Here is a 15,963-nt window from a genome sequence, read left to right on the forward strand (position 1 = left end):
TCTCAATAATTTTTCTAATGCCATGTTTACCACATTTCAACACATTGGTAATAATAATGACAATAATTATATTGATTTGAATACAAATACTAACTTGGAACTGGCTCTATGAATGGGGAAGCCTACACTTGGATATTAAGTCATATTGCATTTCGGCAATAGTCTTTTTGTCGCCTTTAGAAGTCGGTATTGTTCCACTAACAGTTTTCGTGTCTTCCGATACTTCAATGAAAGTGTCAAAATAATTTGTCGTATGGAGTTTTGTCTTGTCAGTCATTTTTTGAACAGTGTTTTGTTTGCTTGCCGCTAACGGTTAAGGCCTGGCGAGGGGCTGGAAATTTATAATGTCAAGCCTGGAACCAAAGCCGAATATTGTTACTATAGATGAAGATAACAACTAAAGCTAAATTCATAACGTCGTGCTGGAACTTCTGCTGATATTGATTTGTAGCGGATTGTACTTCCGTCAGCCAGCCTATTACCAAACCTATTGTTAGCGGCTGTAATGTCTATCAGTCAAACAGCGTAAATAAGAATCACCTAAAATACGTTGTCAACTAAATTCTTTAACCATTATTTTATCAAATCCATCCAATCTTTTAGCGTTTCAGTTGGAATCACTAAAGTCGCTAAACTTTCAATAAAAGAAAGTATAGCAGTCCGTGGCCCGTTTTTCCAATCATCACTTCCATAAAAAGCATCTTCAGATTTTTGTCTGTACCCTAAGTTTTTAAAAGAGCGGATTACAAAATAAGTGTTCTCGTCATGGAGTGAAGCACCGTGTGCACCAACATTTATTTCCCATTTTCTTAGAAGAGGTAATGATTGTGTAACATAAACATCGTGAAACTTGTCTCTTGAGCCGGGCTTGAGATTTAAAATTAATATTTTAATTGTCATATCCATTGTCTTATGTTGTGATGTATCACTAAATGACGATTTGAAAACTGTTGATCGTCCTACCGAGTATTCCGAAAAAAATAATATTAGTGTCAAGATTATCAAAGTAGTCCTCATTTTGTATTTTTTTACAAAAATGTCTGTCAATGCTTTTGCTTGTTGATAATTGTTATGCTGCAAATTATAGCCTCTAACGGTACGGCTTTGTGCAGGCATGGGATTTGAAAAACGTTCGCCTGGAACCGCTGCTGATTGAAAAACAAATGTATAAGGAGTATTGCTGCAGTTGGGGGGTTTTATAATGTCCAGCCCGGGACTGCAGCTTGGTTTTATTTTGTTGATGAAAATAGGAACTTTTGCTTGGCTTTGTTCGTCAGTCGAAACATAAACTGATAGCGATTTGTAGCCGATTGTTCCAACGTCAAGCCCCACTTGCAGCAATACTTTTGTTAGCTGCACACCCTTCTCTGTCAATGATAAAGCTATTCAATATTTAAAGGATTAAATCACTTCGTAAAACGTAAGAAGATTTCGGTGATGGTCTAAGGCAGGAAATTCTCTGTTACCCCACGGTTGTGCTTCAACAACTGTGTCAGGATTATAAATTACCCCTTGCGTTTTATATTCTTCAAACAATTCGTCCACATCTTGAACTTCTACTCTGCAACTGGCAGTGCCGGCTAAGAAACTTTCTGCTCCACTGCAAATTGGGTCTGCGGCTAAAGAAGCTCCTTTATTTTTCCATGTTTCATCACCTGACTTCCATAAATGTATTTCAACATCATCTCGAACTACTATAGCAAAGTCTTCATCATGGTGACGAACTCTAAAGCCCAACTTTGTGGTATAGAATTCAATTGATTGTTTTATGTCCTGAACCGGAAGGGCAGGAATAGTTTTTTTCATTTTCATGCTTATTGCTTTAAACTTTCTTTTTTTTTAATGAACTGCACACAACAAGATTTGTTCACCAGCGGACGCAGGAATACGTTAACAGTAAAATAGTCTTTTGCTTAAGATTACTTACGCAGTTTATTATTTCCGCAATTTCTTCTTTGTTAAATACGCCGGGTAATTGCAAAGGTTTTTTTGGTCTTGGTATATCATAGAAAAACTTCTCTCTGTGCAATACTTGTTCAAAGTAAAACTTCAGAGCATTTATACGGCTATGTATGGCATTTTCTGATAACCCTTTCTTTATACAATACAACAAATACCGTTGCAAATGCTGCGGCTGCAGGTTTTGTACCGGGAGTTTACCAATCACCTGCAGCAATTGTGCGAATTCATTACAATAAGTGCGAATGGTAGAAGGGCTGTATGCTTTTAATACAAGCTGCCGTAAGAATCTCTGCAACTCCTGTTTATTATTTTCACTCGCTGATTTTATTGCGGATTTTTGTGGTATGGCGTTATTGGTTTTATTTCAGGGGTGTGTTGAACAGGCAATTTACATTTGATACGGTTTTCAGTTGTATCTGGTATCGTGCAGCCATGCAAGGTTTCACTCCATTCCGCGCCTCGTCCTTTTTGCAACCGTTTATTGAATACTGCGTTGAATTCAAACTTTATTAAAATGCAGTTTTTATTCTCATAAAAAATCGTTTCATAAGTTATGGATGACATTTTAATGAATAAATTACTTCTATTCATACCTGAAAAGACAAAAAAAATCTTTTACATGCTCCTCAAATATCCCCAGGCATGTAACCGGTCTGAGTCTTCGATCCAGCGCTCGCCTACATCATCGCGGTAATACATAGAAGGGATCATGATGTTAGCTACGCGGCTGTAGGCTTGTGACTTCGCCTGCTTCATCGTTTGCCCGGAGCCGCATACGATCAGTACCACACCCGTTTCACCCGCAATTACCCACTCGCCGTTCACGAGCTTCACATCTTCAATGTGCACTCCTTCGAAGCTTGGCTTCTTAAACATGATAACAGAGTCTTTGGTGTAGGTGTTATAGGTCTGCACATCATTAAAAGGAAAAGGCGGCATCACGATACGCACACCGATCTGAAAGCCGCGCTTCGTTTTGAATTCATTCAGCGTCCCATCCGCCATTCCATATAAAAAATCGCTTATGGGCATGTTGATGCCTTCCTGCTGGATGCTGATGGTTGGGTAGCCAAAGCGCGCCGTGAACTCGAGCGGGTAGATGCCCTGTGCATTCACGATGCAGTTCACATCCATGTAGCCGGTATATTTCTCTTCGGCAAATTTGGCTGCCATCTTCGCCAGGGTGGCGGCAAAAATTTTATTCGGCTCACTCCAGTACATCGTAGTGCCCATCTCGCCGGTAGCAGGTCCAATATTACCAGGGAAAAGTTTCTTATGCTCGAAGTTCACGTTAATGGGGGTTATGAACTTCGTGCCATTGAAGAAAGCGCCTACTGCCACTTCAACTCCAGTTACCCTGCGCTGCAGCTGGAACACCTTCACCTTATCGGCCCATGTTTTCTTGTAGGCTTCGAGTAATTGAATCACATCTCTGCCATCTTCTTCCTCCCCCACAAACAATAACCGCTTGTAGTTTTGTGCCTCACCACTGGGCTTGATCACGTAGCGGTTGGGGTTCTTCTTTACAAAATCAATGGCTATGTCGAAGGAGGTGAATTCTTCAAAGGGAATAATGCTCACGCCATATTTCTTCAGCTCTTCCTGCCCGAAGGTGCGGTCGTCTTCCAGCCTGTCGGTATAAGGCGTGCCGCCCACCACGAGCTTTCCGCGGCTCCGCATCTCTGCAGCCCATTCGCCCATGCCCAGCACATCATCGAAGACTATGCAATCTGCCCAGTCCACTTCTTTTCGCCAGTCATCGGTCTTCGGGACAAAGCCATCGGCACAGTCTTTACTTTCCGGCTCACGGATCCAGTACTTCACCTCATGACCTTCTTTGACTACTTCCCAGGCTATGTCGCTGATGAGTGCATCGTAGGAGACGAATAGGAATTTCTTTTTTTCCATGGAGGTAAAAGTAGGATGGTAGGAGCAATGGTGAATAAATTATTTTCATACTGCAGGTAGTGGCAAGAGTCTGCTGTTATTGCTTGTTCATATTTTTCAGAGGTCAATTTATATTCGATTTGAGCGTGGTTCTCTCCTTTAGGAGTCGATTCTGTTTTTAGAATGCCGGCCTGTTAAGTGTTGAGCTTAATCTGCTTTAGAAGCAGCGGTAAGCAACAAATTATTGAACACTGTTCTCTTTTTTAGGATTGGCGTAAGTGCGAGCAATTTTAAACATCCTTAATAATTTTTCAAATCACTGTAACAATTTTCTTTTTAAATTTCTTTTGGCTTGATCCAAAAGAAACAAAAATCAAGGCTGTCGAAAAACGGAAGCGCTACCCAACCGCTCACCGGAAAAATGAAAGCTTTTAGTGAGCCGTACCTTTAGTTAAGTGGCCTCTTTGATGTCACACATTTTTCCTTGCTCTCGCTACAGGGCGATGCTCATGCTTCTGTTTTCCGAATGGCGGCGTATAATCAATTATAAGCACGGTTCTCCTCTTTAGTAGTTAGAGTAAGCAGCGATTTTCTTCAGGATTACAGAGCGGTAAACTCCATGTAAGAGTTGGATTTTGGGCCAGCAATTTAATTTAGAATCAAAATTAGCGCGGAAATTCATGCGCTATACATAAATAAAAAAGCCACTTCGAATAAATTCGAAATGGCTTTCCTAAACCAACGGTGATTATTTTGCTATAGTCAATTTGATCATTTGATTTTCATCTCCTGTTTTTATTAAGAGAAGATAAAGGCCGGATGCAAGATGTGTATTTATATTAAAGGTATGGCTGCCTGCACCCATATTTTCGTCCAGCACTTCACTAAGCACGCGACCAGCAAGGTCGGTGATTTCGATATTAACGTGGTTGCCTTTTAGAAGGTTGAGATTCAGTGTTGCCTGGGTTGTCATGGGATTGGGATAAAGATTAATTTCTGAAATTGATTTTGGATCGTGAACAGCTGTATATGCCGTATTTCCGGGTGTCCAGTTTGTCCATCCGCTTGTCCAGTCAGAGTCACCGAATGCACCGCGATAGCTCACTGCTTCAAAGAAAGGATCAGTGAGGTTGGTATTCGTGAAATCTGCACCTGTCAATGCCGGGGATCCAATAAGTGGCATTGCATTAGGACCAGCAAGATTAAACGGATCAGTTAGCATGAGGTCAGTATTATTTGCGTATGTGGCATTATTATATGCCGGAGTGCCAAACCAGGTGCTGATATCAAAGGTGCTTCCCGCGACTACTTCAAAATTGGCGGTGCAGCCTGCAATAATTGTGTTACGAACCTGTAATTGATCCGCAAGAGCATTTGCTTCCGCTGCAGGTCCATCAATCATTAATCCCGTGGGATATGCCATCAGGATAGTATTATAAATATCCTGCTGCGTATTTCTTCTGAGATGGGCAGCTCTTTTAAAGCTGCCGTTAATACTCGTGGTTGCAGTAACACGCGGACCAGCAATGGTTACATTCGAAAAAGTTGCTTTGGTAATTGGAATGTCTGCTGAACCAGTGGCGTCATTATCTGATTCAAATCCATTTGATCCGCTGACGTCCGCAATATTAGGATCTCTTAAACCATAGAGGAATTGCAGTTTTCCGCCGAAACCGTTATCGGTATCGAAATCATCATCGAGCCCGCGAAATGCAATAAGGTGTTTTGCATTTACGGTTCCTCCGAAAAACTCATATGAATCATCACCTGAATAACTCACCTGGATGTGATCGAGAATGGTTCCCCTGCCAACACCACCGCAGGTTAAGCCATTGATCTCACTGTTGGGTTGAAAAGCGATTCCCGGAAACTCAATGCGTACATATCTTATGATGCCGGAGTTATCATTATCATCAGGAGTAGCACCACCGCCGTAGGTTCCATTACCGAGCCCGTCTTCGATACCTCCTTCAATAAGTGCCTCACCGCCTGGTTGATTAATAGTGGCTTTTCCTAAAAGGACAACGCCCCCCCAATCACCGTAAGTACGGAAACTTTGAGGCCCGTTAGAAGTAAAAACAATAGGCTCACCAGGAGTGCCATCAGCTATCACTTTGCAGCCGCGGGTAACTACCAGCGATCCCTTTGATGCCTTGTCGCCCTTTATCAGCGTGCCAGGTTCTATGGTTAATGTAGCGCCATTGATTACATAGATAAATCCTTTCATGAAATAGACATTGCTTTTTGTCCAGGTAGTATTGGAAGTAATGTATCCTGATACCGTATCTATGGGCGATTGTGCAAATGATTTTACAACAATCAAAGAGCTCATTGTGAGTAGTATAAAACATTTTTTCATTGTCTGATTTTTTAGTAAAAATATTTAGTGAATATTACCTGAATCTTAACGAATGTTTAGGGTTGTGTTAAGGAATAGACCTGTTGATGAAGTGTTCGGAACAGAATAAAAAATAGTGTTAAAAGTTGAAACTAAGCCCGGCAGAAATTACTCTTCCCGTAGAAACATTTATTATTTGCTTATCATTAGCTGCGCGGAATTTACCATCATGGTTTTCATCCTGGTAGAATACACCATCCGTTGCAAATACATCCTGCATACTGATCCGTACGCTTCCGTTTTTAAAAATCTTTTTAGACACCTGGATGTCCATAACCGGACGCGGAGCTTCATAAATATCGAGGTACTCACTTGACCCAACTGCAATAATTCTTCTCCCGATCTGATTAAAGAAGACGCTGAATCCTAATCCTGAAATGGGTTCATTGTAGGTTAACCCCAGGTTAATGATGTAAGGTGATTGACCTTGTAAGCTGCGTGTAGAATCAGCTGAGTTTGCAATAGACCGCACATCCACTTTCGAATTAATGTAAGCAAGATTCGCGGAAAATATAATGTTGCTGAACTGTTTCCATCGGCTTATTCCTTGCAGAAAATCCAGGTTTTTTCTTAATTCAAACTCGACTCCAATGTTGCTGGCAGCAGTAACATTTCGGTAGGAACGGATGTAGCCACCGCTCGATATAAAATCTATGGTCTGCTCAATGGGCTCATTAAACTTTTTATAAAAAACACTTGCAGAAACTAATTGACCATTCCCAAAGAAATGTTCGGCGCGAAAATCATAATTAAAGATATTAGTTCTCCGCAGGGAATCATTTCCAATCACTACTGAGGTGGTTGCAAAGTCGTAGAATGAAAAAGGTGCCAGCTCGCGGAATTCAGGACGGGCAACTGTCTTAGAAAAGCTAAGGCGAAGATTGGTTTTATCATCAACTCCGTAAACCAGGTTGGCAGAAGGTAAAAAGTCAAAGGGCAGTTTCGAAAAATCTGAAGATTTAGTATTCACCTCGATCGGCGCATTCGCGTAATCAAATGATTTTAATTGCTGATTAAAGAATTCAAAGCGTGCGCCCCATACAATCCTGAAATTTAAAGGCAGCTTATTATCGAACATAAGGTAATAAGCGGCAAGCTGACTTGCTCCTGTATAAGCATCGGATGGATTCGTGATCTCGTCAATGCTAAATCCGGCGGTTCCGATATTTTTCGGATCAAACAGTTGACCGGGAGGTAACGCCAAGATTGCATTCGGATTTTGATTTTCTGAAAAGAAGGCAGTAATATTTGTTACTGTATAACCTAAAACACGAGCATTGAAGGTACGGTCCCGAGCCTGGTAATAAAGTCCTGCTTTTGCGCTGCTTTTATTCTTCAGAAAGTTAAATGGAAAACTTATATCCGTAGATTCACTGTAAACGTTTTCACCGAGGGTGGAAAAGAATTTACCCGCCAGCGATGGTGAAGCGGAACCAAATGGAATATAAGCGAGGAAAGAGGTATCGTTTCCATCATTTGGATAGATATTTTTATTATAAAAAAGTTTCCTGAAATCGGGTTCTGAGCGACCAATGTGTGCGTAGCCTAATTCCCAATGCAATTTTATTCCGTGTTCTTCGAAGTAATGATCTCCGGCAAGCTGACTGTTAAAAAGGGTATTGGAAACAAAGTCGTAAGCATAGTTTCGCACATAATAATTCTGTTCAAAATTAGTACCACCACGAATAATTGCGGAGTTCGTAGAATTTACAGTGTAGGAATTTTTAAAGAGTATTTTATTTCTATCTGAAAACTTATACCCAAGATTCACCATCAATCCTGTCAGAATATTATTACTGTATGTCGAATCATTATATCGATAAAGTGCGCCGGTATCTGAGAAATTAAAATCCTGACGAGTAATTAAATTATAGCGGTTGGAATTATTATAGGTTACAGAAACGATGCCTCCAAAGTCATTTTTAAAGAGCTTGGTATTTAATCCCCCTGATATTTGAAATGCCATATTGGGAAGGGTAGAATTTCGTTTATTATAACCCCAATCATTAGACAGCATCTTTGAATAGTTAATGATCTCGCCCTGCGAAGCATTTTGAACCGTTTCTGTATTAGGAAAATTATTGGGAAGAATTCGTTTTCCGTTATCTATTCCAAGCCAGTCCGTATTCCCACCGGCATAGCCATATCGGGATTTAAACGTTGAGGAAGTATTATACCCTCCCGAAATATTCACATTCAAAAAATTAGATTCCGGAATATCCCGTGTATTTACCTGTATCAGGCCACCGGCAAAATCACCAGGTAAATCGGGTTGGGCGGTTTTGGTTATTATAATATTATCTACAAGGTTTGAAGGAATAAGGTCGAACGTAAAATTTTTTCGATCAGCTTCCGTGCTGGGAAGTGAAGTACCGTTTATCATTGCTGAATTATAACGGTCACTCAACCCGCGAATGATCGCAAACTTATTCTCTGAAAGTGTAACGCCGCTTACTCTTTTAAGGGCTTCGGCAGTATTCTTATCCGGTGTTTTACGTATAAGATCAGATGAGATGCCGTCGGAAATAGTACTGCTGTTTTTTTGCATCACCAATAGTGAATTGATATTCTCTTTCACTAATTCTGTTCTTATTACCACTTCCTGCAATTCTTTGGTAATGCCGGATAAAGCAATATCCAGATTGGTGGTCTGGCCAGCCTTTACTTCTACCTTTTCAATTACTTTGCTTTGATAGCTGATATAGGAAGCTACCACGTTATAAACACCGGGAGAAATATTGCTTATGGTAAAATGCCCGTCGATATCGGAAGCTGCTCCTTTGCTTTGGTCACTTTCGAGGTAAACATTTCCTACAATAATATCATCGTTGTTAGCAGCATCGGCAATATGTCCGGAAATACTTCCTGTCTGAGCATATATAAAGGTATTCAACAACAGTAGCAGGGAAAGGGTCTGAAAAAATGATTTTAGCATATAAAGAATTTCAACAAAGAACTCCTTATGCTATAACCGTAACATTAAACCGTGGTTATGTAATTGTTAAATAAAGGCCGAACGTCTATTGCATCACCATTTAGTTTGTCAAATATTTTTATTCTGCCAATACAACAATTAAATATTACTTAACATTTCCTTTGCATAGAGGTAATATTCATTAGAGTGATTTGCAGAATGCGTAAAAATAAAAAACACATACTGCCACATTATAAAGTTGGAGATGTAGTGGTTCTTCGAAGCGGAGGACCTTATATGACAGTGGATGATATTGATGTTGATAAGGGAATTTTAGAATGTATCTGGTTTACGGATGAAGATGAGAAAGAGCATGATCGTTTTCGTGCGGAAGTTCTTGACCGCGTTGATGATTCTGAGGACTACAGGCCAGATATGGCAAATATTGAAAACGGAAGTATGCCATCAGAGAAAACCATTGAGGAAGAAAATAATACAGTTAACCAGGATCGTACCGCGAATGCACCTGGTGAAAACGTCGAGGTTATTAAAAGCAAGGATAGAAAAAGGTAATAGGCTTCCGGTTCTGAGACCCTATAATTTATTTTTATATTACTATAACGCAAGAATTGAATTCTCTGGTTAGAAGTAATTCTATTAAAGGCTCTTACTTTATATGGCAATTCTAACGAGAAGAGTTCTTATATCCACCCCTTTCAGCAGTGACCTGCTCCAGATAACGGTAACAAATAATAATGGAGTCGTCATAAAAAGCATTTCTACCTGGGATGATCAATATGATCTTAATTTAAGAGACCTTCCACCGGGGGACTACCTGATTACGGTTCAGAAAGGGGAGACTATAAAAAATAGAAAGGTACTTCTTAAATAAATCTGAATTATCCATTGACTTTATCAAGCGCTTCTTTTTTAGCAGCAATCTGTGTTTTTAACATTTTGATTTTATTCTCAAAATTAAGAATGGCCGCACCGGTTTCATCACTTTTATCTTGCTGCTTTAAAGATTGAAGCTGCTTCTTGTAATCCTTACGTCGTTGCCTCAATTGCTCAATGATTAGGTTCAGTCTCTTTTTGCCGGCAAAATCATCTATGCTTTCTAACAGTTGCTGCATACTTTCGATCTTTATTTTTTCCGTATTTATTTTCTCATCAAGGTCTGAAGTGGTGCTTTGTTTTTGTTCACGCTGAGCAAGCCATAATTCAGCTTTTTCTAATTGCTGCGTCTTTTTTTCAATAAGCTTAGAGATTATCTTTTTTGTCCTATCAGGATTCATATCTATTTTTTCAAAGATCAAATATATCAGGTAAAACAGAGAGGGAATGTTAAATTTTTTTGAATACTATGTGATTAGGGTTATGCATAGTTATTCAACCATGTGAAATAACGAGACAATTTTGATCCTTATATAACTATAAGTAAAAAGCGATGACTGGCAGACACAAATTAATCGAAAGACTGATTTGATTGGTCGGAAAGCTTGAGCAGTTCCGCATATTCTTTAGGAGTGAGATCATCAAAAAAGAAATTTATTGGATCAATTTTCGCTCCGTTTAATATTACTTCATAATGCAGGTGAGGAGCTGTGGACTTTCCGGTACTGCCAACATATCCTATAATATCACCCCGCTTTATATGTTGCCCTTGCTTTACAGAAATTCTGCTTAAGTGGCAATAATGTGTTTGATACCCCACCATATGAGCTAATGTTACATTACGTCCATAACCCCGGTCACCGTATTCAACGATCAATACTACACCGTTGCCTGTTGCATGGACAGGGGTGCCCTCAGGTGCAGCAAAGTCGAGACCTTCATGCATCTTCGGGATTTTATAAATGGGATCGATCCGCATCCCAAAGCCTGAAGCAAGATGGGAGACTTCCTGACTTGAAATAGGCTGAATGGCAGGAATAGAAGCAAGCACTTCTTCTTTCTTTTGGATCATTAGTGTAATCTGGTCGTAAGATTTAGACTGTATATAAAGCTGCCTTTTGATCTTATCTAGCTTTTGTGCAGTGCTCAGCATAAGTTCGCTGTTATCAAAATTCATCAGGTCTTTGTATTTGTTAGCCCCACCGGAACCTGCCTGCCTGATGCTGGATGGTATGGGTTCTGCTTCAAAAATAACCCTGTAAATATTGTCATCCCGGTCCTGAAGATCAGCCATTACCTGGTTTACCTGGTCCAATTTTTTATTAAGCACATCGTACTCAAATTGTATCTGCGATAATTCACGTCTCAATTCTTTTTCTTTGGGTGAATCCAAATAGGCATATGCCAGGTATACGATGATAAATGCGAAAACAAGTGTTGCAGAAATAAGACCTATCAGCTTCCATATACGATTCCGCAACGGTTCTTCATACTTTTCATACCCTAGTGAATGAGTATTGTAATAATATTTTACCTTTTTCATGGTTCGGTGCTCTGCTATTATTCATTAATTTTGTGCCCCTCATCACAGCTTAACAATTGTTAAGCAATAACCAATATTTCAAAAATAAGTAAATAGAATTATTAAAACGAGATTCTTCGGTTGATATGATGAATGCAAAAGAAATAAGAAAAACATTTATTGATTTCTTTAAATCAAAAGGCCATTCTATTGTACCTGGTGCTCCTCTTGTAATAAAAAACGATCCTACGCTGATGTTCACTAATGCGGGAATGAACCAGTTTAAAGATATTTTTCTTGGTGAAAAGAGTCCATCTTTCCGTCGTGTTGCCGATACACAAAAATGTTTACGCGTCTCTGGTAAACATAATGATCTGGAAGAAGTAGGAATTGATACCTATCATCATACGATGTTTGAAATGCTGGGCAACTGGTCGTTTGGCGATTCAAAAGCTGAAAATGGAATCGGAGTCGGTTATTTTAAAAAGGAAGCTATCCAATGGGCATGGGAACTATTAACGAAAGTCTGCAACCTTAATCCGGACCGTTTGTATGTAACCATTTTTGAAGGAGATACCGGAGAGAATATTGAAAAGGATGAGGAAGCATTGGCTTGTTGGAAAGAATGGATTGATGAGGATCGCATATTACCATTTAATAAGAAAGATAACTTCTGGGAGATGGGCGAATCAGGGCCTTGTGGTCCGTGTTCGGAAATTCACTTTGACATTCGCCCTGATGAGGAGCGCAAAAAAGTGGATGGAAAGAGTTTAGTAAATAAAGGTGACCCGCAGGTAATAGAGATCTGGAATTTAGTATTTATCCAGTTTAACCGTTTAATGAATGGCTCGCTGCAACCGCTTCCTGCAAAGCATGTGGATACCGGGATGGGCTTCGAAAGGTTGACACGCGTACTGCAAAATAAATTTTCTAATTACGATACGGATATTTTTCAGCCGCTGATCCGCTTCATTGAAAAAATTTCCGGCATTCAATATGGCAATTCGGAAAAGAGTGATATAGCCATGCGGGTGATAAGTGACCATATCCGCGCCATCGCTTTTGCAATTGCTGACGGACAGCTTCCATCTAACACGGGAGCAGGTTATGTGATCAGAAGAATTTTACGGCGTGCCGTGAGGTATTATTACAGTTTTCTGAATATACAAACACCGCTTTTGTATAAAATGATACCTCAGCTTGCTGAGGAATTTAGTGATGTGTTTCCTGAAATAAAAATGCAGCAGGAATTTATTTCAAAAGCAGTTGAAGAAGAGGAGAAGACCTTCCTGAAAACGCTCGAAAAAGGGCTTCACCGTCTCTCAAATTATTTCGAAATTCAGTCGCAAAAAGCTGATGCCGAACCTGCAGAAAAAAATGTCTCAGGAAGTACTTCTGAAAAGAGACCACCAACAGATTTAAATCATAAACTGCCATATACGATAGAGGGTAAATTTGCATTCGAGCTGTATGATACTTTTGGTTTTCCACTGGATTTAACCCGGCTTATTGCCTCTGAAAGAAACTGGGATATTGATGAGGAAGGATTTAATGATGAATTAAAAAAACAAAAGGAGCGCTCCCGCACTGCTTCCGAAATTGTAAGCGAAGACTGGATCGAGATTAATAAAACCGATAAGATCGAATTTGTCGGTTATGATTCACTGCAATCAATAACTTCAGTGGTTAAATACAGAAAGCAAAAATCTAAGGAAAAGGAAGTATTTCAGCTTGTATTAGACAAAACTCCTTTCTATGCGGAAAGCGGAGGGCAGGTAGGCGATAAAGGAAAATTAGTTTTTGGTGATGAAGAAGTAGAAGTGCTGAATACGAAAAAGGAAAATGACCTTATCATTCATTTTGTAAATAGGTTTCCCGGATCTTTTAATGAAACAGTAAATGCAAAGGTGAATCCTGAATTGCGTGCCAGTATTATGAACAACCATACTGCAACACACCTGCTCCATGCTGCGTTAAGAAAAATTTTAGGCACTCATGTTCAGCAAAAGGGATCACTTGTTTCTGCAGGTTACCTGCGATTTGACTTTTCTCATTTTTCTAAAGTGAATAAACAGGAGTTACAGCAAATTGAGGAACTGGTAAATAAAAAAATCAGGGAGAACATTTTGAGACAGGTAGATATAATGTCTGTGGAAGAAGCAATGAATACTGGAGCAATGGCGCTCTTTGGTGAAAAATACGGTGACCAGGTTAGGGTAATAACATTCGATTCAGGTTATTCACGGGAATTGTGTGGTGGCACTCATGTTCCGGCAACAGGAGCCATTGGCTATTTTAAAATTGTGTTGGAGACGGCTGTTGCAGCAGGTGTTCGTCGCATCGAAGCTATCACGGGTGAGGCAGCAACTCAGCTTATCAGCAAAACTTTTGATCGCCTTGATTATATTTCCGAACTGTTGGGTAATGCGAAAGATGTGGAGAAAAGCATTCAGAATCTTCAATCTCAAAGTGAAGTGTTTAAAAGACAGATAGAATCCTATAACATGCTGAAAATAAAACAGTTAAAGGATTCATTGAAACAAACAGTGGAAGTAATAAACGGGTATAAATTTATTGGGACAGTTACGGATCTTGATTCTGTAGAAGCTTTAAAAAAGCTTTCTTATGACCTTAGAAATGAGGTTTCAGATCTTGTATTTGTTGGAGGCGCAGCTATTGATGGAAAAGCAAACTTATGTGTTATAATTGCTGATAGTTTAGTGAAAGAAAGGTCAATGGATGCCGTTAAAATTATCCGTGATATCAGTAAAGAGATTAATGGCTCAGGAGGGGGACAGAAATTTTTTGCCTCTGCTGGTGGCTCAGATTCTTCGGGACTTACAAGAGCTATCGAAGCAGCAAGAAATTATCTCAAAAACTAGGATTCAATATTCCCTGAAAAGTTTGGATAGCATATCAAAAGTGCCCTTCAAGCATTTTCCATTTTCCTCGCAAGAACTTTATCTACTCGTTTTCCATCCATATCCATTACCTCGAACTGGTGATTGCGGAAAAAAAAATGATCCGCCGGCTTAGGAATTCGTCCGAGCTGATGCATGATGAAGCCACCAAGGGTATTGTAGTTTCCGGTATCTTCTTCCGAAATATCCGGCAAACCAAGCAGCTCACTCCATTCATAAGTTTGCATAACACCATCTATTAGCCAGGAACCATCTTTTCTCTGTACAGCCTCATCCCGGATGTGATGCTTTGCAAGTGGAATATTCCCAAAGATGGATTCCACCACATCATGAAGGGTAACAATTCCTTCAACTGATCCATACTCATTTACAACAAGCGTTACATGAACCCCACTGTTCCTGAAGTTTTCAAGCACTTCAAGTGCTGGCATGGATTCCGGTACGTAGACCGGCTGTTTCATAATGGTACGGATGTCCAGAAACTTTTTTTTACTTAACTGAACAAGGATATCCTTAATGGATACGATGCCCAATATTTTATCCATGCTATTATCACAGACAGGAAAATTTGTGTGGATACTCTGTTCTATAAGATGCTGCACTTCACTTGTAGTGGCATCTACATCTATCCAGATAATTTCCTGGCGGTGCGTCATTAGGGTATTCACATTGCGGTCTGCGGTGCGAAAAATGCTGCGCATCATATCTGATTCCTGCTTTTCAAGTACTCCATGCTCAGAGCTTTGCTGGATCAGGTGCTCAAGTTCTTCTTCAGTTACAGGTGGTTCACTTTGTTCCCGGAAGCGTAAAAGGCGAAGAATAAATTTTGTTGAAATATTCAGCAACCAGATAAATGGTGCCGCTACATAATAAACAACATTCATCACCGGACCAAGAATTAACGCAATAGGCTCAGGTCTTGAAAGGCCAATAGTTTTAGGAACCAGCTCACCAACAACCATAGTCAAAAAGGTGGTAAATATCACGATCACAATTACTCCAAGTATGCCTGAATATTCTTTTAAAAAATCGTACCTGGCAAAAAAGGCAGACACATCACCTGAAAAAGATTCCCCTCCGTATAATCCGGCTACAATGCTAACGGCCGTCATACCGATTTGTACAGTAGGTAAGAATTTCTGAGGGTCATTTGAAAGCTTCAGTGCAATTTTTGCGCCGCGGCTTCCTTTTTTAGCTAACCGCTCGAGCCGTACTTTTCTGGAAGAAACCAGTGATATCTCCGACATAGCAAATACGCCATTCAGAATAACAAGCAATAGAAGAATTCCTAACCGTGCAAGTGTTTCCATTATTAAAGGCAAAGTAATTAGAAAAAAATGAAAGTGAATTTTCGGAATGGCAATCTTTACCCTATTAAATTTAATAAGCTTCAAGGACAATTGCAAAGCACAGGATTCACAATACGGTTAGAAGGTTTGAATTCTAAAATGATTTTTATGGTTCT

At 39.8% G+C, this 15,963-nt stretch carries 12 protein-coding genes; 3 read left to right on the forward strand and 9 right to left on the reverse strand.

The features are described from left to right. Positions 1 to 573: 573 nt before the first annotated feature. The 6 genes from H0W62_03970 to H0W62_03995 form a co-directional block, all read right to left on the reverse strand. Positions 574 to 1,374, reverse strand: a complete 801-nt coding sequence (locus H0W62_03970) for a hypothetical protein (protein ID MBA3647699.1) — start codon at positions 1,372 to 1,374, stop codon at positions 574 to 576. A gap of 27 nt (positions 1,375 to 1,401) precedes the next feature. After that, on the reverse strand, positions 1,402 to 1,812 hold the full coding sequence (locus H0W62_03975) for a VOC family protein (protein ID MBA3647700.1): 411 nt from the start codon (positions 1,810 to 1,812) through the stop codon (positions 1,402 to 1,404). Positions 1,813 to 1,867: 55 nt separating this feature from the next. Continuing rightward, positions 1,868 to 2,308 carry a site-specific integrase gene (locus tag H0W62_03980; protein ID MBA3647701.1) on the reverse strand — a complete coding sequence of 147 codons (441 nt, stop codon included), beginning with the start codon at positions 2,306 to 2,308 and terminating at the stop codon, positions 1,868 to 1,870. 269 nt (positions 2,309 to 2,577) lie between these two features. Beyond that, positions 2,578 to 3,870: a phosphoribosylamine--glycine ligase gene (locus H0W62_03985; protein ID MBA3647702.1), complete on the reverse strand. Its 1,293-nt coding sequence runs from the start codon at positions 3,868 to 3,870 to the stop codon at positions 2,578 to 2,580. 727 nt (positions 3,871 to 4,597) lie between these two features. Next, positions 4,598 to 6,208, reverse strand: coding sequence for a T9SS type A sorting domain-containing protein (locus H0W62_03990; GenBank protein MBA3647703.1), 1,611 nt, complete (start codon positions 6,206 to 6,208; stop codon positions 4,598 to 4,600). Between the two features lie 118 nt (positions 6,209 to 6,326). Then, positions 6,327 to 9,182: a TonB-dependent receptor gene (locus tag H0W62_03995; GenBank protein MBA3647704.1), complete on the reverse strand. Its 2,856-nt coding sequence runs from the start codon at positions 9,180 to 9,182 to the stop codon at positions 6,327 to 6,329. Positions 9,183 to 9,380: 198 nt separating this feature from the next. Between H0W62_03995 and H0W62_04000 the strand changes: the two genes are divergently transcribed. After that, on the forward strand, positions 9,381 to 9,734 hold the full coding sequence (locus tag H0W62_04000) for a DUF2158 domain-containing protein (protein MBA3647705.1): 354 nt from the start codon (positions 9,381 to 9,383) through the stop codon (positions 9,732 to 9,734). A 103-nt stretch (positions 9,735 to 9,837) separates the two neighbouring features. After that, positions 9,838 to 10,053, forward strand: a complete 216-nt coding sequence (locus tag H0W62_04005) for a T9SS type A sorting domain-containing protein (protein MBA3647706.1) — start codon at positions 9,838 to 9,840, stop codon at positions 10,051 to 10,053. A 7-nt stretch (positions 10,054 to 10,060) separates the two neighbouring features. On the opposite strand, the gene H0W62_04010 is transcribed toward H0W62_04005, so the two are convergent. Together H0W62_04010 and H0W62_04015 are read right to left on the reverse strand one after the other, a co-directional pair. Further along, positions 10,061 to 10,456: a hypothetical protein gene (locus H0W62_04010; GenBank protein ID MBA3647707.1), complete on the reverse strand. Its 396-nt coding sequence runs from the start codon at positions 10,454 to 10,456 to the stop codon at positions 10,061 to 10,063. A gap of 170 nt (positions 10,457 to 10,626) precedes the next feature. Then, positions 10,627 to 11,598 carry a M23 family metallopeptidase gene (locus H0W62_04015; protein MBA3647708.1) on the reverse strand — a complete coding sequence of 324 codons (972 nt, stop codon included), beginning with the start codon at positions 11,596 to 11,598 and terminating at the stop codon, positions 10,627 to 10,629. A gap of 128 nt (positions 11,599 to 11,726) precedes the next feature. On the opposite strand from H0W62_04015, the gene alaS reads away from it, so the two are divergent. After that, entirely contained in the window at positions 11,727 to 14,459 is a 2,733-nt protein-coding gene (gene alaS, locus H0W62_04020; GenBank protein MBA3647709.1) for an alanine--tRNA ligase, read from the forward strand. 47 nt (positions 14,460 to 14,506) lie between these two features. Here the strand turns inward: alaS and H0W62_04025 are convergent, their stop codons facing one another. Beyond that, positions 14,507 to 15,808: an HlyC/CorC family transporter gene (locus H0W62_04025; protein MBA3647710.1), complete on the reverse strand. Its 1,302-nt coding sequence runs from the start codon at positions 15,806 to 15,808 to the stop codon at positions 14,507 to 14,509. Positions 15,809 to 15,963: the final 155 nt, after the last annotated feature.

This window comes from Chitinophagales bacterium (genome assembly GCA_013816805.1).
Lineage (GTDB): Bacteria > Bacteroidota > Bacteroidia > Chitinophagales > UBA10324 > MGR-bin340.